The 20,373-nt window shown below is 45.9% G+C and carries 20 protein-coding genes; 18 read left to right on the top strand and 2 right to left on the bottom strand.

Translation table 11 applies throughout. The features are described 5' to 3' along the window. Positions 1-8: 8 nt before the first annotated feature. Positions 9-860, bottom strand: coding sequence for a bifunctional 5,10-methylenetetrahydrofolate dehydrogenase/5,10-methenyltetrahydrofolate cyclohydrolase (locus tag ACFOJ8_RS08645; protein ID WP_380655304.1), 852 nt, complete (start codon positions 858-860; stop codon positions 9-11). A 276-nt stretch (positions 861-1,136) separates the two neighbouring features. Between ACFOJ8_RS08645 and purE the strand changes: the two genes are divergently transcribed. From purE to purD, 11 genes are read left to right on the top strand one after another with little or no spacing between them, the layout of a single operon-like run. Then, positions 1,137-1,619, top strand: a complete 483-nt coding sequence (gene purE, locus ACFOJ8_RS08640; protein ID WP_380655301.1) for a 5-(carboxyamino)imidazole ribonucleotide mutase — start codon at positions 1,137-1,139, stop codon at positions 1,617-1,619. Continuing rightward, positions 1,606-2,727, top strand: coding sequence for a 5-(carboxyamino)imidazole ribonucleotide synthase (purK, locus tag ACFOJ8_RS08635; RefSeq protein ID WP_380655299.1), 1,122 nt, complete (start codon positions 1,606-1,608; stop codon positions 2,725-2,727). The genes purE and purK overlap by 14 nt, the downstream gene beginning before the upstream one ends. Further along, positions 2,724-3,428, top strand: coding sequence for a phosphoribosylaminoimidazolesuccinocarboxamide synthase (purC, locus tag ACFOJ8_RS08630; protein ID WP_380655296.1), 705 nt, complete (start codon positions 2,724-2,726; stop codon positions 3,426-3,428). The genes purK and purC overlap by 4 nt, the downstream gene beginning before the upstream one ends. After that, positions 3,428-3,685 carry a phosphoribosylformylglycinamidine synthase subunit PurS gene (gene purS / locus ACFOJ8_RS08625; protein WP_380655294.1) on the top strand — a complete coding sequence of 86 codons (258 nt, stop codon included), beginning with the start codon at positions 3,428-3,430 and terminating at the stop codon, positions 3,683-3,685. The genes purC and purS overlap by 1 nt, the downstream gene beginning before the upstream one ends. Further along, complete coding sequence (gene purQ / locus ACFOJ8_RS08620; RefSeq protein ID WP_380655291.1) at positions 3,685-4,362, top strand: phosphoribosylformylglycinamidine synthase subunit PurQ; 678 nt, start codon at positions 3,685-3,687, stop codon at positions 4,360-4,362. The genes purS and purQ overlap by 1 nt, the downstream gene beginning before the upstream one ends. After that, positions 4,346-6,523: a phosphoribosylformylglycinamidine synthase subunit PurL gene (purL, locus tag ACFOJ8_RS08615; protein WP_380655288.1), complete on the top strand. Its 2,178-nt coding sequence runs from the start codon at positions 4,346-4,348 to the stop codon at positions 6,521-6,523. The genes purQ and purL overlap by 17 nt, the downstream gene beginning before the upstream one ends. Beyond that, on the top strand, positions 6,502-7,920 hold the full coding sequence (gene purF / locus ACFOJ8_RS08610) for an amidophosphoribosyltransferase (protein WP_380655285.1): 1,419 nt from the start codon (positions 6,502-6,504) through the stop codon (positions 7,918-7,920). Before purL ends, purF begins: the two co-directional genes overlap by 22 nt. 1 nt (position 7,921) lies before the next feature. Further along, complete coding sequence (gene purM / locus ACFOJ8_RS08605) at positions 7,922-8,944, top strand: phosphoribosylformylglycinamidine cyclo-ligase (protein ID WP_380655282.1); 1,023 nt, start codon at positions 7,922-7,924, stop codon at positions 8,942-8,944. Next, positions 8,934-9,521: a phosphoribosylglycinamide formyltransferase gene (gene purN, locus ACFOJ8_RS08600; protein WP_380655279.1), complete on the top strand. Its 588-nt coding sequence runs from the start codon at positions 8,934-8,936 to the stop codon at positions 9,519-9,521. Before purM ends, purN begins: the two co-directional genes overlap by 11 nt. After that, positions 9,502-10,980, top strand: coding sequence for a bifunctional phosphoribosylaminoimidazolecarboxamide formyltransferase/IMP cyclohydrolase (gene purH / locus ACFOJ8_RS08595; protein WP_380655276.1), 1,479 nt, complete (start codon positions 9,502-9,504; stop codon positions 10,978-10,980). Before purN ends, purH begins: the two co-directional genes overlap by 20 nt. 57 nt (positions 10,981-11,037) lie before the next feature. After that, on the top strand, positions 11,038-12,288 hold the full coding sequence (purD, locus tag ACFOJ8_RS08590) for a phosphoribosylamine--glycine ligase (RefSeq protein ID WP_380655273.1): 1,251 nt from the start codon (positions 11,038-11,040) through the stop codon (positions 12,286-12,288). A gap of 52 nt (positions 12,289-12,340) precedes the next feature. On the opposite strand, the gene ACFOJ8_RS08585 is transcribed toward purD, so the two are convergent. After that, a complete protein-coding gene (locus ACFOJ8_RS08585) occupies positions 12,341-12,631 on the bottom strand; it encodes a hypothetical protein (RefSeq protein WP_380655270.1) in 291 nt (96 codons plus the stop codon). A gap of 184 nt (positions 12,632-12,815) precedes the next feature. On the opposite strand from ACFOJ8_RS08585, the gene auxA reads away from it, so the two are divergent. From auxA to ACFOJ8_RS08550, 7 genes are all read left to right on the top strand, one after another. Next, positions 12,816-14,036, top strand: coding sequence for a lipoteichoic acid stability factor AuxA (auxA, locus tag ACFOJ8_RS08580; RefSeq protein WP_380655267.1), 1,221 nt, complete (start codon positions 12,816-12,818; stop codon positions 14,034-14,036). Then, positions 14,033-14,938, top strand: coding sequence for a formimidoylglutamase (gene hutG / locus ACFOJ8_RS08575; RefSeq protein ID WP_380655264.1), 906 nt, complete (start codon positions 14,033-14,035; stop codon positions 14,936-14,938). The genes auxA and hutG overlap by 4 nt, the downstream gene beginning before the upstream one ends. Further along, a complete protein-coding gene (locus tag ACFOJ8_RS08570; RefSeq protein ID WP_380655261.1) occupies positions 14,935-16,113 on the top strand; it encodes a class I SAM-dependent rRNA methyltransferase in 1,179 nt (392 codons plus the stop codon). The genes hutG and ACFOJ8_RS08570 overlap by 4 nt, the downstream gene beginning before the upstream one ends. Positions 16,114-16,191: 78 nt before the next feature. Further along, the gene (locus ACFOJ8_RS08565; protein ID WP_380655258.1) at positions 16,192-16,644 is read left to right on the top strand and encodes a hypothetical protein; all 453 of its coding nucleotides are present in this window, start codon (positions 16,192-16,194) and stop codon (positions 16,642-16,644) included. A 225-nt stretch (positions 16,645-16,869) separates the two neighbouring features. Then, positions 16,870-17,136 (top strand): phosphocarrier protein HPr, encoded by a 267-nt coding sequence (locus ACFOJ8_RS08560; protein WP_145284977.1) that lies wholly within the window; start codon positions 16,870-16,872, stop codon positions 17,134-17,136. Beyond that, positions 17,136-18,863 carry a phosphoenolpyruvate--protein phosphotransferase gene (gene ptsP, locus ACFOJ8_RS08555; protein ID WP_380655255.1) on the top strand — a complete coding sequence of 576 codons (1,728 nt, stop codon included), beginning with the start codon at positions 17,136-17,138 and terminating at the stop codon, positions 18,861-18,863. Before ACFOJ8_RS08560 ends, ptsP begins: the two co-directional genes overlap by 1 nt. Before the next feature lie 78 nt (positions 18,864-18,941). Beyond that, positions 18,942-20,228, top strand: coding sequence for an MFS transporter (locus tag ACFOJ8_RS08550; protein WP_380655253.1), 1,287 nt, complete (start codon positions 18,942-18,944; stop codon positions 20,226-20,228). Positions 20,229-20,373 lie beyond the last annotated feature (145 nt).

Here is a 20,373-nt window from a genome sequence, read left to right as displayed (position 1 = left end):
GGGTTTTTCTATTCGATGCCATTATGCCATTTAGCTGCAAGCAGTGTATTGTTGAGTACCATGGTAATCGTCATCGGACCCACGCCGCCCGGTACCGGGGTGATGAAGCTGGCAACTTCCTTGGCGGATTCGAAGTCGACGTCACCGACGAGTTTTTCATCCACTACAGTATTGCCGACATCAATGACAATGGCACCTTCTTTGAGATGTTCACCGGTTACGAGTCCAGGTCGACCGACGGCGCTGACAATGATATCGAAGGTTTTGAGTTTTTCTACGATATCTTTCGTTCGAGAGTGCATCAACGTGACCGTTGCATGCTGATCGGTCAATAGCTTGGCAACAGGCTGACCGACGATATGGGAGCGGCCGATAACGGCAACATCCTTACCTTCGAGTGATCCTGTATGCTTGAGCAGCTCCATGATGCCAAGTGGTGTACAAGGAGTAAAAGTCTGCTGTCCAGTATATAATCTGCCGATGTTCATCGGATGAAATCCATCGACGTCCTTATGAGGTGCAATCGCTTCAAGTACTTTCTCTTCACTAATCTGTTCAGGTAGCGGCACCTGTACCAAGATACCATTGACTTCGTCGGCATTATTCAAACCATCGATCGTATCGAGCAGTTCAGATTCTGTGATATCTGCGCCGAGATGAATGATATCTGAAGTCATGCCGATTTTCTCAGCTGCTTTGTTTTTTGAGCGCACGTAACTTAGAGAAGCACCATCATTTCCGACGATGACTACAGTCAGATTCGGTGTGATCCCTACGCTTTTTAATTTCTCGACTTCTTGGGCGAGTCCCTCACGATACGACTTCGCAATTTCTCTACCGTTCAAAAGTTCTGCTGTCATTTAAAAACGCCTCCTGAATGAGTTTCCAATTCCATTATCCATGACTTTAGTCCAAATCTCCATATTCAATTTAAAAAAGCGCAGAACGTATTCCGTAAAGCGGTTTAACTCACATAATACCGTATATTGGATTTGATTATCAAGCAATATTTTACCAAAATACAAACTATATAATAAAAATAAAATTAAACGTTCGCTTTTTGTATTGATTATCTGTTTTTGAATTGTTAAGCTATACATGAGAAAAACAAATGAATGCAGAGAGGGTCTTTGTTCATGACAGTTGGAATTATTATGGGTAGTTCTTCGGACTGGCCAACGATGAAGCATGCATGTGATATGCTGGATACTTTTTTTGTGCCTTATGAAAAAAAAGTAGTGAGTGCACACCGTACACCAGAGATGATGATGGATTATGCTAAAACAGCAAAAGAACGCGGAGTAAAAGTAATTATTGCAGGGGCTGGAGGGGCAGCCCACCTGCCCGGAATGGTCGCATCGATGACAAATGTTCCAGTCATCGGCGTCCCGATTGAGTCAAAAGCTCTGCAAGGGCTGGATTCACTGCTCTCCATCGTCCAGATGCCTGGCGGCATCCCGGTTGCAACGACCGCAATCGGCAAAGCGGGCAGCACGAATGCCGGCATACTGGCAGCAAAGATTCTCGCGGTGAGTGATTCAAAATTGTATGAAAGACTTGAAGCTTATACAGCATCATTGGAAGAGAAAGTGGAGGCGATGCAAAATGACCTCAGTTAGACTGGGTGGCACAATCGGTATCATCGGCGGTGGTCAGCTTGGAAAAATGCTGGCACAGAGCGCGCTTAGAATGGGGTATCGCGTTGCCATTCTTGACCCTTCAGAAGATGCACCGGCGCGCAGCACCTGCCATACATTCATCCATGCAGCATTCAGTGATTTCGATGCACTTAGCCAGCTGTGTGAAATATCGGATGTCGTCACATACGAATTTGAGAATATTGATGCTCATATACTGCGTACACTCGTCAACGACTACCATGTCCCACAAGGTGCAGAAACGGTGCTGACATTGCAGAACCGGGACCTTGAGAAGACGGCGATTCGAGATTCCGGTGCGGATGTTGTCCCTTACGAAAAGGTAACAGATGCAAATACGCTCGGGCAGTTCATTGATACTCACGGGCTTCCGGTCATCGTCAAGACGACCACGGGCGGATACGACGGTAAGGGTCAAATGCTGATTGAGACGGAAGCTGACCTCCAATCGCTTGACATTCCTTTTGACGAAGCGGAATGGGTGGTTGAAAAATACTTAAAGCTCGAGCGCGAAGTGTCACTGACTGTTGCGCGCAACGTTAGCGGACAGGTCATTCATTTTCCGCTACAGGAGAATCTGCATAAGAATCAGATCCTCTATCGAACGATTGCGCCAGCACGCGTTGACTATATGGATGAAGCAAAAACAGCGGTCGATAAGATTATGAATGCCATGCATTTTGTTGGTGTATTCACAGTCGAATGCTTCATCGACCAAGACGGTAAACTGTACGTGAATGAAATCGCCCCACGACCACATAACTCAGCGCACCATACGATTGAGTCTTGTAATATCAGCCAATTCGATGCCCACATCCTGGCAATCCTCGACCACCCAATGCCAGAGGTCTACCAGCACCAAGCTGCTGTCATGATGAATCTCCTTGGGGATGACTTGGACCGTCTTGAAGCGAAGTTGTTCACTGAACCGAAATGGCACGTTCATATTTATGGTAAGGATGGGCGCAAACCGGCCCGCAAGATGGGACATGTCACAGTGCTGACAGATGACCTAGAGGATGCATTGGGCGCATTGGAGCAAAAATTTATCAAGGGAGTCGAAGCATGATGCTTTTATATGAAGGCAAAGCAAAAAGGGTTTTCCGGACAGAAGCGGAAGATGTGTACCGCATCGAATACAAAGATGAAGTAACAGCAGGCAATGGGGAAAAACATGATTTTCTCACTGGTAAAGGGAGACTCAATAATCTGATCTCCTCTGATATTTTCCAGTACATGGCAACCCACGGCATCGATTCGCATTTCATTGAACGCATCAGTGAAACGGAACAGTTGGTGCGTTCAGTCGAAATCATCCCAATCGAAGTGGTCGTTCGCAACTTTGCATCGGGTAGCATCGTCAAACGCCTCGGATTGGAACCCTACCAGCCGATGACGCCGCCACTCGTTGAATTCTACTACAAGCAGGATGCCTTGAACGATCCTATACTAACGGACGCCCACGTCGAGATGCTCGGCCTCGCGACTGCCGAAGAAATCGATGCGTTAAAAACAGCTGCACTGAAAATAAACGCAGTGCTCCGAGAGATGATGGAGAAAATGGAGCTATCGCTCATCGACTTCAAGATCGAGTTTGGCAGGGATAAAGGGGGCACCATTGTCCTCGCGGATGAAATATCACCCGATACATGCCGCATTGTCGATATGAAAACGAAGGAGAACTTCGATAAAGATGTGTACCGCAACAACACCGGTTCGCTGCTTGATACTTACAATGAATTCTATAATAAGATGGAGGCTATAAAATAATGAAAAAAGTAGAGCTGATCGTGACATTGAAACCACAAGTACTGGATACGCAAGGGGAAGCACTGAATCGTGCGGTACATGAACTGGATCATAATGAAATCAACAACATCCGGGTCGGTAAAGTGCTTTATTTCGACATTGATGAAACGGATGACGCTAAAATTGATGAAAGCGTACGTCAGTTATCCGAGAAGCTCTTCACCAACACGGTCATTGAAACATACACATATAAAGTGCTTGAAGAGGTGTCCCAGTAATGAAGTTCGCAGTCATCAGGTTTCCAGGTTCCAACTGTGACAGAGATATGCTAAACGCAATCAAAAAGGCTGGCGGCGAAGCGGAGTATGTCGACTACCGTGAGACATCCCTCTCTAATTTTGATGGGGTACTGATACCGGGGGGATTTTCTTTCGGTGACTACTTAAGAAGCGGTGCAATGGCGAGTGTCGCCCCGATTACTGCTGCGATCAAAGAAGCGGCCTTAGAAAACAAGCCAGTCCTTGGTGTCTGCAACGGTTTCCAGATACTGACGGAGATCGGACTGTTGCCAGGCGCGCTTATCTTCAATGATACACACACTTTCATCTCCCGTGATGAAACACTTACCATCACAAACAATGAAACGGCATTTACGAATGGTTACGAAAATGGTGAAACGGTTGTCTACCCGGTGGCCCATGGCGAAGGCCATTATTACTGTGATGATGAAACCTATGATGCGCTCAATAGAAATAATCAGATCGTCCTGACATACACGGATAATCCGAATGGCTCAAGAAATGACATCGCCGGCATCATCAACGAGAATGGCAATGTCCTCGGCATGATGCCGCATCCAGAACGTGCACTTGAGGCTTTGCTTGGTAGTGACGACGGAATGAAACTTTTCGAAAGAATGACTAAGTGGGAGGCAGAACATGATTACATTCACTGAGCCGAATGAACAGGCCATAAAGGAAAACGGACTATACGCGGATATGGGGCTTTCAGACCAAGAGTACGACAAGGTTGTAGAAATCCTTGGTAGGCAGCCGAACTATACAGAAACCGGCATCTTCTCGGTGATGTGGAGTGAGCACTGCTCCTACAAGCATTCCAAGCCGTTCTTAACACAATTCCCGACGAGTGGCCCACATGTGTTGATGGGACCAGGCGAGGGTGCAGGCGTTGTAGATATTGGCGATAACCAAGCGGTCGTTTTCAAAGTCGAATCCCACAATCATCCGTCCGCTGTTGAACCTTATCAGGGAGCAGCGACTGGTGTTGGTGGTATCATCCGTGACATCGTCTCCATCGGTGCACGTCCGATTGGTCTTTTAAACTCGCTGCGTTTCGGTGAATTGTCTGAACCGAACAATCGTCGCCTGTTGCGGGGCGTTGTGGCGGGTATCGGCGGTTACGGCAACTGCATTGGCATCCCGACTGTGTCAGGAGAAGTTGAATTCGACCGATCCTACGACGGTAATCCACTGGTCAATGCCATGTGTGTCGGTATCATCGATCATGATCAAATACAAAAAGGGACTGCCAAAGGAATCGGCAATAAAGTCATCTACGTTGGATTGAAGACTGGGCGTGATGGCATCCACGGTGCAACGTTCGCATCAGAGGAACTGACCGAGGAATCTGAATCGAAGCGGCCGTCTGTACAGATCGGTGATCCATTCACCGGCAAAAAGCTGATGGAAGCGACCCTTGACGCAATCAGGCAGCCGGAGCTGGTCGGCATTCAGGATATGGGTGCAGCAGGGTTGACATCCTCAAGTGCCGAAATGGCTGCCAAAGGAGAATCCGGTATTGCCCTTTACTTGGATCAGGTCCCAGTGCGTGAAGCGGGCATCACTCCATATGAAATGATGTTGTCTGAAACCCAGGAACGTATGCTACTTGTTGTGGAAGCGGGGACTGAAGATAAATTCCTTTCCATGTTTGAAGACTACGAACTCGACTCTGCAGTCATCGGTGAAGTGACTGATACGGATCGTCTTGAACTTTTCTTCCATGGCGAAAAATACGCGGATATTCCAGTTCAGCCACTGTCCGATGAGGCGCCGGTCTATGTCTTGGAAGGTGCGGCCCCTGTACAGGATGATTCCACTCATCAATACGCGGATCACGATCTCAATGCGGTCTTCGATGCACTAATCGGGCATCCGACACATGGGTCGAAACGTTATATATATGAACAGTACGACAACCAAGTCGGCGCAAACACCGTTCAGAAATCAGGGTTTGGTTCTGGTATCGTCCGTGTCGAAGGAACCAACAAGGCAATAGCGATGGCCATCGACGGCAAAAGCCGCTACGTCTACGCCGATCCATTGAATGGTGGCAAAGAAGCAGTCGCTCAGACGTTCCGCAGCATCATTTCAACCGGTGCACTCCCACTGGCAATGACGGACTGTTTGAACTATGGCAGTCCAGAGAAGCCGGAAATCTATCATCAGCTGGGAGAATCGACCCGCGGTATGGCGGAAGCATGTGCGGCATTATCAACACCGGTCGTGTCCGGTAATGTCAGTCTTTACAACGAATCAAAAGGCACGATTCTGCCGACGCCGGTCATCGGCATGGTCGGACTTATCGAAGATGTCACGTTCATGACAGAACAAAAAATTGAATCCGGTGATGCGCTCTATATCATCGGGGATACTGAGAAGGCATTTGCTGGCAGTCAGATCGAAAAGCTGATCGATAAAGATATCAAAAAGCAAGCGCGTCATATCGATCTTGACTTGGAGTATGCACGCGGTATGGATTTACGCACGCGCCTTATCAATAAGGAAGTAAAGAAAATCGCACCCGTCGGCAGGGGTGGCATTGCCGTCAAACTGGCACAACTCGCAGCATTCCATCAGCTGGGCATCAATGCCACATTGGATCTAGACGGCGAAGATCTCTTCGCAGAAAATGCCTCACGCTACATCGTAATTGCACCTTCCGGGCAAAATATCACGGACGGCAAGGAAATCGGCACACTGACAGATCAAGGGTTCCACATTAATGCACGTAATCTGACAATCGACAGAAGCATCGAAACGATTTCAAGTATCTGGGAAGGGGCAATTCCACAATGTATGACATCCGGGGACTAAATGAAGAATGCGGTGTGTTTGGGATTTTCAATCATCCGCAAGCCAGTGAACTGACCTACATTGCGCTGCACAGCCTCCAGCACAGAGGACAAGAAGGCGCGGGCATTGTCTGTTCGAATGGAGAATTCCTATTCGGAGCACGCGGCATGGGTCTTTTGACAGAAGCGCTCACAAAAGAGCAACTCATGTCACTTGAAACTTTCCCGCATTCAATTGGGCATGTCCGCTATGCGACGACAGGGGGCAGTGAACTATCAAATGTTCAGCCATTCCTTTTCAAAAGCCATAAAGGCGACCTCGGTCTGGCCCATAACGGCAACCTTGTCAATGCATTGAGTATACGCGAAGCACTGGAAGACGATGGCGCGATCTTCCAGACATCTTCCGATTCTGAAGTCCTGGCACACCTGATCCGTAAAAATAAGAGTGCGGATAAAAAACAGCGTATCAAGACGGCACTCCGTCAGTTAAAAGGCGCTTTTGCCTTCGTCATCCTGGATGAGGACTCATTGACCATCGCTCTTGATGATCATGGCGTGCGCCCGCTGATGCTCGGCATGATCGATGATGCCTACTGTGTTGCCAGTGAGACGTGTGCGTTCACAGCGATCGGTGCCGAATACATTCGTGACATTGAACCCGGTGAATTGATTACACTGAATGAACAGGGCATCGAATTCGATCATTATACAGATGTGTCAAAACCGAATCTATGCTCGATGGAGTACATCTATTTTGCCCGCGCAGACTCAGAATTCCGCAACACATCAACGTACACCATCCGCAAATCCCTCGGTCAGCAACTGGCAAGGGAAATGGATGTGGATGCCGATATCGTCATCGGGGTTCCGGATTCCAGCTTAGCAGCGGCAAAAGGGTTTTCTGAAGCTTCCGGCATCCCCCAGGAGCAGGGGCTGATCAAGAACCGCTATGTCGGACGGACCTTCATTTCAAAGGGTCAAGAAGCAAGAGAACGCGCCGTACGTATGAAGCTCTCGCCGGTCCGTGATGTGGTCGAGGGAAAGCGCGTCATCGTCATCGATGATTCCATCGTACGCGGGACAACAAGCCGTTTCATCGTCAAAGCCCTCAAGAAAGCTGGTGCGAAGGAAGTACATATGGGTGTTTCCTCACCACCGCTTAAAAATCCATGCTTCTACGGTATAGATGTATCGACCCACGCAGAAATTATTGCGTCAACCAAGTCGACAGAAGAGATACGGGATGAAATCGGTGCAGATTCACTGAAATACCTATCCGTTGGTGCCATGCATAACGTCTATCATTCGTATGGTTCAAAAGGGCAGTGTGATGCGTGCTTTACAGGTAATTATCCAATTGAAATCATCGATCGCCTCCTCCCGCAGGAGAAAGATCTGAAAACGAAAGGGGTCTGACATGTCAGAACAATATAGAGATGCCGGTGTGGATATAGAAGCCGGATACCAGGCAGTTAATCAGATCAGAACACATGTCAAACGGACTATGCGCAAGGAAGTCATCGGCGGACTCGGTGGTTTCGGCGCTGCTTTCGATCTATCCAAGCTGAATATGAAGGCGCCGGTGCTTGTTTCCGGTACAGATGGCGTGGGGACGAAACTGAAACTGGCTATTGATCACGACCGTCATACGACCATCGGGATTGATGCTGTTGCGATGTGCGTCAACGATATTCTGACGACTGGCGCAGAACCGCTTTATTTCCTGGATTATATCGCAGTCAATAAAGTGGTCCCTAAGCATATCGCAGACATCGTCGAAGGTGTCGCGGCCGGCTGTGAAGCGGCAGGTTGTGCACTAATTGGTGGAGAAACTGCCGAGATGGGCGATATGTATGGTCAGGGTGAATATGATATTGCAGGCTTTAGTGTCGGCGCGGTGGAGAAGACCAAGTACATCGATGGTTCGTATGCCAAACCGGGTGACTGTATTATCGGTTTACCATCAAGTGGTATCCATTCCAATGGCTACAGCCTTGTTAGAAAGTGGCTCGATCAGTATTCCATCGATGTCAATGAAGAGCTGGATGGCACACCGATCATCGACTTGTTGATGGCACCGACACGTATCTATGTAAAAAGTGTCCTTGAAGTCATTAGACGCATCGACGTTAAGGCGATGAGCCATATTACAGGTGGCGGATTCATTGAAAATATTCCACGCGCCTTCCCGGAAGGTGTCGGTATCGACATTGATGTATCAGATATTAAGATCCCTAAAGTTATCGAATGGCTGACATCACTCGGTGAAATGGATATGAAAGAGGCTTACAATGTCTTTAACATGGGTGTTGGATTCATACTGTGCGTCGATGAAGCAGACGTTTCTGAGACGATGGAAATTTTAAAGTCAGCCGGGGAGTCCCCTGAACTCATCGGTACAGTTACCGAAGGAAGCGGTCTGAAAATCCATGGCTACTAGAGTCGCCGTACTCGCCTCAGGCGGCGGCACCAATTTTGAGAATCTGGCGCATCATGCTTCTGATATCGGCATGGAGATTGTGGTACTGATCTCGGACAAGCATGATGCTTTTGCCATTACGCGGGCACAGAAGCTGGGAATTCCGCACCACGTACATAGCCGCAGTGATTTCGACTCGAAAGCATCGCATGAAACGGCGATTCTTGATACACTCGAAGCCTACAGTGTCTCCTACGTGTTACTGGCGGGATTCATGCGCATCCTATCGCCAGACTTTATCGAGCGCTACAACCACCGCATCATCAATCTGCATCCCTCACTCTTGCCGAGCTTCAAAGGCCGTGATGGTATCAGGGACGCTTATGAATATGGGGTGAAGGTGACAGGTGTTACCATCCATTATGTCGATGCCGGCATCGATACTGGTGAAATTATTGCGCAAGTGCCGGTGATGATTGAACCAGGAGATACGCTTGAAGTACTTGAGGATAAAATTCATGGTGTGGAGTATGCACTCTACCCTAAAGCAGTCAAAAAAGTTTTGAAGGAGAGAGATGATGAAGAAAGCACTCATTAGCGTTTCCGATAAAAGAGGATTGGAACCGTTTGTCCGGGGTCTTGTACGCAATGACTTTGAAATCTATTCAACAGGTGGCACGTTGAAAGTCATCGAATCCTTTGGCGTAGAGGTCAAAAATGTCAGTGATCTGACGGGGTTTGAAGAAATATTGGATGGGCGTGTGAAGACGCTACATCCAGCAGTCCATGGGGGTATTTTGGCTGACCGGGACAACAAGGCACATATGCTGGCTCTGGATACACAAGGTATCTCTCCCATTGATCTTGTAGCGGTTAATCTGTATCCATTCAAAGAAACGGTTGCGAAGGAAGATGTTTCTGAATCGGAAGCGGTAGAGAATATTGACATTGGTGGACCAACCATGTTGCGTGCAGCTGCCAAAAACTTTAAGCATGTAACAACTATCGTCTCCCCTGAAGACTACGGCGAAATCATTCAGCGCATCGAATCAAATACGCTGGACGAGACGTATCGGCGTTCACTCATGGTTAAAGTGTTCCGTCATACTAACGACTATGATCAGGCAATCGTCAACCATTTCAGCCAGGCTGAAGAAACGCTGCGTTACGGTGAAAATCCACATCAGGCAGCTCGGCTCGTCCGGACGACTGAGGATCGCAATACAATATTGAATGCAGATGTGCTGCATGGCAAAGCACTATCCTACAACAATATCCGTGATGCAGACGCCGCTTTCCAGTTGGCTAAGAAATTCACGATGCCAGTCGCAGTAGCAGTAAAGCATATGAATCCGTGTGGTGTGGGTACGGGGGAAACCATCTCTGAAGCCTTCAAGAATGCACATGAAGCGGATAGCCAATCCATCTTTGGTGGCATCGTTGCGTTGAACAAAACAGTCGATCGCGAGACGGCTGAAGAACTACATACCATTTTCCTTGAAGTAATCATTGCACCGTCATACGACGAAGCAGCACTCGAGATTTTGACGCAGAAGAAGAATATTCGTCTGCTAGAAGCAGACTATCATGAAGATTCCCATGCAGAAGAATTCGTCAGTGTCTCCGGTGGCTACCTTGTCCAAACACAAGATACGGGTGCACTTGACGAAACGGACATAAAAGTGGTGACGGAAAACAAACCATCACGCGATCAGATGGCCGCGATGGCGTTGGCATGGGAAGTATCAAAACATGTGAAGAGTAACGCGATTGTGCTGGCAAATGAAAAGCAGACGGTAGGGATCGGCGCAGGGCAGATGAACCGAGTCGGTGCCCTTAAAATTGCTATCGATCGTGCACTTGAACTCGGCGATAATGTTGTTATGGCCAGTGACGGCTTCTTCCCGATGCCCGATAGTGTTGAACTTGCGCATGCAAATGGCATCCGTGCAGTCATCCAACCAGGTGGCTCAAAACGCGATCAGGAGTCTATCGACTTCTGTAATCAACATGGGATGTCTATGGTCTTTACAGGCATGAGACACTTCAAGCACTAAAAGGATGGGCCGGAGAGATCCGGCCATTTATTTTTTAAAATGAAGGGAGCAGTAAGGATGAATGTTGCAGTGATTGGTGGCGGGGGCAGGGAACATGCCCTAGTCAGGAAATTTTCGGCGTCGGACCGTGTAGAAACGGTCTATGCGATTCCCGGAAATGACGCCATGTGTGATGTTGCAGAAGTTATATCCAGCATTTCAGAAACTGACTTTGAGGCAATTGCAGAAATATGTACCAACAATCAGGTGGAATGGGTAGTTGTCGGACCGGAAGCGCCACTTAGTGAAGGTATTGCGGACTACTTAGAGGCACGAAACATCAAAGTATTCGGTCCGAGAAAAGAAGAAGCCAAAATTGAATCATCAAAAGCTTTCACCAAAAATATCATGGAAAAGTATGATATACCGACAGCTGCATACCAGACATTTACAGATTACGATGCTGCCTATGCCTACATAGAATCGGTCGGTGCGCCGATTGTTCTCAAAAAGGATGGATTGGCTGCCGGTAAAGGGGTCATTGTAGCGACTGATATGGACGAGGCGCTCAGTGGGCTTGATGAACTGATGCAGGATGCAGATAACCCAATTGTCATTGAAGAATTCCTTGAGGGAGAAGAGTTCTCTCTAATGGTGCTTGTTAACGGTAGCTATACACATGCATTTGAAATTGTAGCGCAAGATCATAAACGCGCATTCGACAACGATGAAGGACCGAACACCGGTGGAATGGGGGCCTATGCACCAGTAGTACATATCCCTGAAAGTATCAGGCAAGAAGCCGTGGAACGTATCATTGAGCCAATGGCCAAAGCGATGGTCGAGGAAGGCCTTGATTACTTTGGAGTGCTGTATTTGGGTGCCATCGTAACTGACAATGGGGTCAAAACTATCGAATTCAATGCGCGGTTCGGTGATCCGGAAGCCCAGGTTCTTCTTTCGCTTATGGAGGATGATCTCGTCGATGTGCTGGAGGATGTAGATAGGAAAGCGCCATTTACACTGACTTTCTCTCAAGGATTCAAAGTGGGTGTCATGCTCGCTAGCTCAGGATACCCAGGTGATTATACTAAAGGGAACCCTGTTGATTTTGATGCTGTGCGTGAAAAAAGCTTTGTCAGCGGTCTTAAGCGAGATGGCGATGAATGGGTCACGAGCGGGGGAAGGGTGCTGCTTGTCACCGGGGAAGGACAGACGATGGAAGCAGCAATTGATTCAGCATATGCACATGTCGAACAAGTGGAATTTGATGAAAAAGTATTATTTCACCGCGGTGACATCGGTCAGCATGCAATTAATAAACAGTAGAATGAAAAAAGCTCTGACGGAAAAATTTCCGCCAGAGCTTTTTAGTTGTACATTATTCAAAAGAATCTTGAACTTCTTCTTCAGTTTTCTTCGAACCGGATTCGTCTCGTTCCAAATCTTTGCCACGGTCGACTTTGCGATCAGCTTCCGTATCCATGTCATCTGCCGGATTTTCTTTGGAGCGCGCTTCCTTAGCAGCATCTTCAATATCTGACTTCTTATCTCCACTACTATTTTCAGAATCTCTATCTGCTTCTGTATCCATGCCTTCTGATGGATTTTCTTTTGTAGGTGCGGTCTGATCGTTAGTTTTTTCTTCTTGTTCTTTATTGTCGAAATTCATTTCTAACCACTCCTGTAGTACTATTTTGATACCATATAATATTATTTCTTATCTGTTAGTAGAGAGATACCCGCATCGTGGATCATTAAACAAAAAAAGGGATATTAATTCCCTTTACAGAGGATTCGGTGCATTCATTTATCAAATCCTCTATAATAAGAGGGAATATTGAGGTGAATTGAAAATGAAATGGTTGAAACAACAAAGTGAAATAATTATAAGCATTCTTCTTGGAGTGTTTTTTGTCATATTGGGATTATTTATCCTGTTCAATACGGGGGGGATCAGAGGAGAGGCGCTCGAGGTTGCTAGGGTTGAGACATTTTTCGATCTGTTCAATGCGTTCTTTGTAGAGGTCATTAATATCCTCGGTATCGTCATCGGTGAGTTCCCAATCATTGCCGGTCTCCTGCTTATCCTATTCGGTGCCGGTATGTTCTGGATTGCACGGCTCATAAGACGGACGACCGAATATGATACCAGTCTTTCGTTCTTTTTTATTAGTCTTTCTTTTGTGCTTTTTCTGGTGACAACATTATTGATGTTCCAGGTGTACAGTTGGTTTGCATTGTTCTTCATGCTCGCGTTTATTGTCCATATGCTTTACAGCGTATTTAATGAACATCTAGATCCGAGGCATCGTAAAGAGCACTACATGGTCATTTTATTCTTTTACGGCATCGCTTACTTCTTTACGCAGAACGCTGTATATTCCAATATCGAAAAAACATTGTCGCCAACAGATGTACTATCAATTGATATGTTCTTTGCGATTATCTGGATACTTTCACTAATGGCATTATGGGTAGGTGTGTTTCTTTCTAAATCAAAAAACCTCTTGAAAAAACCGAAGAAGGGCGATGCAGCGACACTCTCCAGACAGTCCAAACGACGCAGACTGCATCCCGACCAGTACCTCCGTTTTTCAAGGCAGCTCTACAATGTACGAAATGGACTTCTGCAGAAGGTGAAGCAGTTCATGGAAATCGAATTCCCAACATGGCTTAAGCCAAACTATATCGAATTGTTGGTCGGTACACTGGTATTGATTTTCATTTTAATTGAATTCAACAACCGTCAAGGCGTCTTTACAGAAGGCTATTTCAATCTGTCGGATATGCAGTATATATACGAGTGGGTCAATCTCTTTTTGTCTCTGGCACTTGCGGTGGCATATCTATTTACTACTTTCTTCAACATGACACAAAATAGGTATTATCACAGACAGATGATCTTCATCACCGCCCTATGGCTCAAAGTTACGGTCAGTCTGTACGTCACAGTATTTAGAGATGTTGAACTGTCGCTGTTCATATTGCCGTTCAATATCCTTCTCGTCCTGCTAACGACACCACTTCTGATCATCAGCATATTTAAAGAATTCGACAAGGGGAGACGAAAATGAATAAAATAGAACATCACGAATATACGGGCAGGATTGATAATCCTGATGTTAATGAACGGCTACACCAGATCATCCGTCGCTGGCATAGTAAAACCGATGCTGGCGCTCCAGTATTCATCGGATTCAGATCAGAAGAAGGTGTGAAGCGGAACCAAGGACGTCCGGGTGCTTTCGATGGCCCTGTTGTCGTCCGGCAAAAACTCGCGTCGATGCCCTACAAGACGCCCGTATTCGACTACGGGAGCATCATAGGGGATGAAGATCTTGAGACATCGCAGACTGCACTTGGCAAAAGTGTGGCAGAAGTACTTGCAAACAACCAATTTCCGCTTATTATCGGTGGCGGCCACGAAACATTGTATGGACACTATCTTGGAGTGAGACAGACATTTCCTAAAAAAAAGCTTGCCGTCATCAATTTTGATGCCCATTTCGATCTCAGAAACGAGCGGCCTTCTTCAGGAACAATGTTCCATCAGATACTGTCGCAAGACCAGGATGTCGACTATTATGTTTTGGGTATTCAGCCCTCAGGAAATACAGAAAGCCTATTTAAAAGGGCAGAGTACTTTAATGTAAATTATGCATTGATGAACGCAGTGCGGAACACAAATATCTATGCCGAAACACTTGAAAAACTAAAGGGGTATGATGCTGTATTCGCTACACTATGCATGGATTCCGTTCAGCAAAGTGTCGCACCTGGAACGAGTGCGCCTGCACAAAACGGCTATACGGCATGCGAAATTCATGATATGGTAGCACAACTTGCCAAACTTGAGAACCTGACAAGCTTCGACATTAGCGAAGTGGCACCTGCCCTTGATGTCGATAATCGTACAAGTAGTCTGGCAGCAAGCCTGTTCCATAGTTTCATGATAGAGAGGGAGACTTTCCAATGAATACAATACAACTAAAAAAAGGCCATGAACGACCATACGTCAATGGTCAGCTGAATGTCGATAGAGATGATTTGAGCGATGATACATTTTTAAAGGATGGGGAAATTGTTAAAGTTGAGGATCCATTCGGTAAACTGATCGGCATCGCCATGTTGAGCTTCGAGCAAAAGACACGTGGCTGGATACTGACTCATGATCCGCATGAGCCGATCGACGACAAGTTCATCGAAAAACGGATTAAAAACGCTATCGAGAAGCGTACGCCGCTTTATAACCAAGAAGATACGACGGCTTTTCGTCTATTCAATGAAATTGGTGATGGCATCGGTGGGTTTACCGTCGATAATTATGACGATCATTTGCTCATCACGTTCTATTCCCGTGGAATCTACAAGATTCGCGATCTCATTATCAAAACATTGATGGTTGAGCTCAATCCGAACTCGATTACAGAACAGACACGCTTTAGCGACCAGGGTAAACTTGAAGTGAAGAATCGCAGAATTACTGGTAGCGTAGAGTTTCCGATTACAGTACTGGAATCAGGGGTTAAGTACAGTGTCCATCTCGATGAAGGACCTATGACGAGGCTGTTCCTTGATCAACGAGAAACGAGAAAAGCACTCGTCCAAAACGCTTACAACGCTAAGTCATTTTTAAACATGTTTGCGTATAGCGGCACATTTTCTGTTGCTGCTAATGTGGGCGGGATGATGACGACAAGTGTGGATTTAGCGAAACGCAGCCGTGATCTCATCACGGAGAACTTCAATGTCGGCAATCTATCAATGGATGGACAGAACATATATATAATGGAAGCTTTTGAATATCTCAGCTATGTAGCGAGAAAAAAGCATCATTTTGATGCCATATTGATGGATCCGCCAAGCTTTGCCCGTTCTGGTAAGAAGGTATTCAAAGTGGAACGCGATTTTCCGAAGCTTATTAAGGAAGCGCTGAAAGTACTAAAGCCGAACGGGTACCTAATATTAAGTCAAAATTTAGAGAGTATGACACTAACCCAGTTTAAGAAGCAGATTGATCGTACGTTGGCTGAAACGGGCCAGGCCTATACGCTCATCGATGTTAAAGGATTGCCAAAAGACTTCCCAACAGTCAAGGGCTATAAGAATGGTAAGTATCTCAAAGTAGTCACTCTCCAGATTCACAGCTAGGGGTCTTGATTACTATAGAAGCAGAGAGGGTATACTCAAACGACAATACTCAAATTAAAATATAAAGGGGTTTTGACAATGGGTAGTCAACCACTCACTGAAAATGAGATACAAATCAAAGAACAAGAAGCAAGGGAAATGGTCAACAAGAAGGCACTCTACTCCTCAGTTGCTGCGATACTTCCGATTCCATTACTCGATATTGGTACAGACGTAAAGCTCATGAAGGACATTAAGAATGAGGCTGAGGAGATTTTCGAGCTTGATCACAAGCAAGTAAATGAACTCTCTGATGATCTAATGAACAGAGTCCTCGTAATGGGGACGAGCATGGCCAGTGAATTTGTCGGGCGCAATGCTTCGAAAGTTCTATTCAAACGAGCTGCAAAAAACTCCAAGCTGGCTAGATTTGGTGCCGTACCACTGGCCACCAACGCACTCGGAGCAGGCGTCAGCTACATGTTGATGAAGAAGCTCGGTCACGATTATGTAGACAAATGTGCAAAAGCAGCCAGAAACCAAACTGTATAATCGAGTAGTCCCCTCTTAGGAAAGTATCTTCATCTAAAAGGGGATATTTTTTCGATCCCTCCATATCGCAGAGTAAAATGTATCCGAGAGGGATCAGATGGTGAAAAAGTTTACGCTAGGTTTAGTGGTGGTATATTAGAATATCATTGGCATACGTGGTATAATGTTGCTAAACATGTGTGCTATCATGTAATCTTATAACGCATTCTAAAGGAGACCAACGCAATGGAACAAAAATCTTATCTCATTACAGACGAAACAGGAATTCACGCAAGACCAGCAACTATACTCGTACAGACAGCATCAAAATACGACGCTGATATCCAGTTGGAATACAACAGCAAGAAAGTAAACCTGAAGTCTATCATGGGTGTTATGTCCCTTGGTGTAGGCAAGGACTCTGAAGTAACAGTCTACGCTGAAGGCAAAGATGAAACTGAGGCTATCGAAGCGATTACTGAAACACTTTCCAAAGAGGGATTGACTGACTAATGTCGAATATTCTAAAGGGGATTGGTGCGAGTGACGGTGTAGCGATTGCACCCGTCTATTCTCTGGAAGAGCCGGATTTGTCTTTTGACAATAAAACTATCGACGCCGGTCAGGAAGAGGCTGAAGTTGAGCGTTTCAAGGCTGCTTTCAACCAATCCAAAGTGGAAATCACGAAAATCAGAAATCACGCGGAGGAATCCGTAGGTCCTGAGCATGCTGCTATCTTCGATGCACATCTACTTGTGCTTGATGATCCAGAGTTCTTGGGCCCGATTGAGTCCCACATCCGCAATGACCAGAAGAGTGCGCCTCAGGCACTTCTGGAAACGAGAGACCAATTCGTTGCCATTTTTGAAAATATGGACAACGAGTATATGAAAGAACGCGCAGCAGATATCAAGGATGTTTCAAAGCGTGTACTTGCACACATGCTTGGTAAAGAACTGCCTGACCCGAGTAAGATTGATACACCGGTTGTCATAGTGGCAGAAGATCTGACACCTTCAGATACAGCACAGCTTGATAAAAATTTTGTCAAAGGCTTTGTAACGAACGTTGGTGGACGTACTTCACACTCAGCAATCATGTCGCGCTCTCTTGAAATACCGGCAGTTGTTGGTACGAAGGAGATTACGGCGCTGGCAAACGTTGGCGATCATATCATCGTCGACGGTAGCGCGGGCGAAGTTATCGTTAATCCTACAGAAGAGGAAGTTCTCGTCTATAAGGATAAAGAAGCGAAAGTTCAGGAAGAAAAAGCAGAACTTCAGAAGCTTGTGGATGAACCGAGCAAAACAATGGATGGTACAGCTGTCGAGCTTGCTGCCAACATTGGTACACCGGACGATCTCGATGGCGTTAAGTCGAACGGTGCAGAAGGCATCGGACTTTATCGTACAGAATTCCTTTACATGGGTAGAAACGAACTACCTACAGAGGATGAGCAGTACGAGGCCTACAAAAAAGTTCTAAAGGACATGGGTGAAAAACCGGTTGTCGTACGCACAATCGATATCGGTGGCGATAAGGAACTACCTTATCTCGATCTTCCTAAAGAAATGAATCCTTTCCTCGGCTATCGCGCAATCCGTATGGCTTTGGATAATGAGGAGCTTTTCAGAACACAACTACGTGCCTTGCTTCGTGCAGGACAACATGGCAATCTGAAGATCATGTTCCCAATGATTGCGACAATCGACGAATTCAATCGTGCGAAAGCAATGCTCATTGAAGAGAAAGACAATCTTGTTGATGAAGGCGAGAAGGTCAAGGAAGATATTGAAGTTGGTATCATGATTGAAATTCCTTCGGCTGCGATCATTGCAGACCAGTTTGCGAAAGTCGTTGACTTCTTCTCAATCGGCACAAATGATCTAATCCAGTATACAATGGCTGCAGACCGCATGAACGAATCTGTTAGCTATCTCTATCAGCCACACCACCCAGCATTGCTCAGACTCATCAAAATGGTTATAGATGCAGCGCATAAAGAGGGTAAATGGGCTGGCATGTGTGGAGAAATGGCTGGAGATGAGCAAGCAGTACCGTTGCTTGTTGGTCTTGGCCTCGATGAATTCTCCATGAGTGCGTCTTCTATCTTAAAGGCACGCAGACAGATATCTGGACTTAAAAAGACCGATACGGAACGTCTAGCGCAGGCTGCCGTTGAGTGTAGTAGCACTGAAGAAGTCCTCGCACTTGTAGAGGAATATACCCAAAGAGCATAATTTTGAACACGTATGGTACACCACCATACGTGTTTTTCTTGTTATAATGACTGTAAAAAGAGCAGAGAGGAATTATCGATGAATCAGACTACACGCAGACCGATTGAACTTTACCTCACCGTGCCAATTCTTGCTTTTGGACTCTACGATTTTGCGAACACTATTTTTAGTGCCAATATCGTTACATTGTTTTTTCCACAATATATTACAGAAACTGTAGGGACAAATCCAAGACTTGAACAGATTGCTTCGACAATTATTGCGTATGCCAATGCAATGGCTGCTATTTTGCTCGTCGCTTTTGCGCCACTTTATGGTGTGACAATGGATCGGACCGGCAAGCGAAAGAAGTATGTCGTCATCTTTACATTACTGTGTGTCACTGCAGCTATTGGTATGGGCATATTTGGCGGCATGGATAATGCCCAGTGGTTTGGTCTACCGAACGGATTTGTGTTAGCAGTGCTTTTGTTTGTTTTTGCAAAGTTTGCATACAATTCCAGTAATGTTTTTTACGATGCAATGCTTTCTGGACTCGGTAATAAAAGAGAAATCCCACTGATTTCTGGGTATGGCGTGGCACTTGGATATATGGGCACACTTTTTGGCATATTTTCAGTACTACTATTAATTGGAGATCGAGCCGTCCATCATACTTTCTGGTTATCGGGTATTTTTTTCCTTCTCTTCTCACTGCCGCTTTTCTTCATAAATAAGGACAAACCTCAAGAAACAAAGCCTAAACAGCATTTTCTGAAAGGTTATAAAGATATCTACCAAACATTCTTAGAAGCACGGTTACATGCTTCCATTTTCTATTTTATGATTGCATATTTCTTCATCAATGATGCACTAGCAACAGCAATCGCCATGATGCAGCCTTATGCGACAACAGTCGTCGGCTTTGAACCCGGGATTTTTCTGGTTGTCTTTATGGTAGCAACGCTATTTAGCATCATCGGGGCCATAATATTCAGCTTTATAAATAGGAATGTCGGTTCCAAGAAGACATTTACTTTTGTGGCACTGCTCTTGGCAGTGGCTGTTGCGATTGCGGCGCTACCCCTACCAATGTGGACATTCTGGATTGCCGCTGCACTTTTTGGAATCGCAATGGGCTCTACTTGGGTAGTCAGCAGAACGATGATTATAGAATTGGCTCCTGAAGGAAAAGAAGGCCAGTTCTTTGGACTGTTTGCCTTTAGTGCCAAGATGAGTGCTATTGTCGGACCCTTTATTTATGGTTCAATCACCCTAGCTCTTGCCAATTATGGTGTGATCGCTTCCCGCTTGGCAATTACGAGTTTGCTTATCATGATCCTCATCGGTCTTGTCTTTCACCTCAAAGTAAAAGAGCATAAATAGCCGGTTTAATTCTTTGTAATTTAGGGCAAAATAGGTTAGAATGATAGAACGATATGATAATTATTTCACAAATTATCAAAAATACAGATGGATGTAGGCTCCGCAAATAAAAGTTTTTGTGGGGCAGAATTCATTTAGAAGAGGT

Source organism: Salinicoccus sesuvii (assembly GCF_042648145.1).
GTDB classification, from domain to species: Bacteria; Bacillota; Bacilli; order Staphylococcales; family Salinicoccaceae; genus Salinicoccus; species Salinicoccus sesuvii.
This window is presented reverse-complemented; position numbering and strand designations above follow the sequence as displayed.

Excerpts from the sequence above, each read along its gene's own strand:
- purK (WP_380655299.1), top strand. The coding sequence starts at position 1,606 with ATGACCTCAGTTAGACTGGGTGGCACAATCGGTATCATCGGCGGTGGT.
- auxA (WP_380655267.1), top strand. The coding sequence starts at position 12,816 with ATGAAATGGTTGAAACAACAAAGTGAAATAATTATAAGCATTCTTCTT.
- ACFOJ8_RS08570 (WP_380655261.1), top strand. The coding sequence starts at position 14,935 with ATGAATACAATACAACTAAAAAAAGGCCATGAACGACCATACGTCAAT.
- purF (WP_380655285.1), top strand. The coding sequence starts at position 6,502 with ATGTATGACATCCGGGGACTAAATGAAGAATGCGGTGTGTTTGGGATT.
- ACFOJ8_RS08560 (WP_145284977.1), top strand. The coding sequence starts at position 16,870 with ATGGAACAAAAATCTTATCTCATTACAGACGAAACAGGAATTCACGCA.
- purN (WP_380655279.1), top strand. The coding sequence starts at position 8,934 with ATGGCTACTAGAGTCGCCGTACTCGCCTCAGGCGGCGGCACCAATTTT.
- ptsP (WP_380655255.1), top strand. The coding sequence starts at position 17,136 with ATGTCGAATATTCTAAAGGGGATTGGTGCGAGTGACGGTGTAGCGATT.
- purS (WP_380655294.1), top strand. The coding sequence starts at position 3,428 with ATGAAAAAAGTAGAGCTGATCGTGACATTGAAACCACAAGTACTGGAT.
- hutG (WP_380655264.1), top strand. The coding sequence starts at position 14,033 with ATGAATAAAATAGAACATCACGAATATACGGGCAGGATTGATAATCCT.
- ACFOJ8_RS08645 (WP_380655304.1), bottom strand. The coding sequence starts at position 860 with ATGACAGCAGAACTTTTGAACGGTAGAGAAATTGCGAAGTCGTATCGT.
- purM (WP_380655282.1), top strand. The coding sequence starts at position 7,922 with ATGTCAGAACAATATAGAGATGCCGGTGTGGATATAGAAGCCGGATAC.
- ACFOJ8_RS08585 (WP_380655270.1), bottom strand. The coding sequence starts at position 12,631 with ATGAATTTCGACAATAAAGAACAAGAAGAAAAAACTAACGATCAGACC.
- purC (WP_380655296.1), top strand. The coding sequence starts at position 2,724 with ATGATGCTTTTATATGAAGGCAAAGCAAAAAGGGTTTTCCGGACAGAA.
- ACFOJ8_RS08550 (WP_380655253.1), top strand. The coding sequence starts at position 18,942 with ATGAATCAGACTACACGCAGACCGATTGAACTTTACCTCACCGTGCCA.
- ACFOJ8_RS08565 (WP_380655258.1), top strand. The coding sequence starts at position 16,192 with ATGGGTAGTCAACCACTCACTGAAAATGAGATACAAATCAAAGAACAA.
- purH (WP_380655276.1), top strand. The coding sequence starts at position 9,502 with ATGAAGAAAGCACTCATTAGCGTTTCCGATAAAAGAGGATTGGAACCG.
- purE (WP_380655301.1), top strand. The coding sequence starts at position 1,137 with ATGACAGTTGGAATTATTATGGGTAGTTCTTCGGACTGGCCAACGATG.
- purD (WP_380655273.1), top strand. The coding sequence starts at position 11,038 with ATGAATGTTGCAGTGATTGGTGGCGGGGGCAGGGAACATGCCCTAGTC.
- purQ (WP_380655291.1), top strand. The coding sequence starts at position 3,685 with ATGAAGTTCGCAGTCATCAGGTTTCCAGGTTCCAACTGTGACAGAGAT.
- purL (WP_380655288.1), top strand. The coding sequence starts at position 4,346 with ATGATTACATTCACTGAGCCGAATGAACAGGCCATAAAGGAAAACGGA.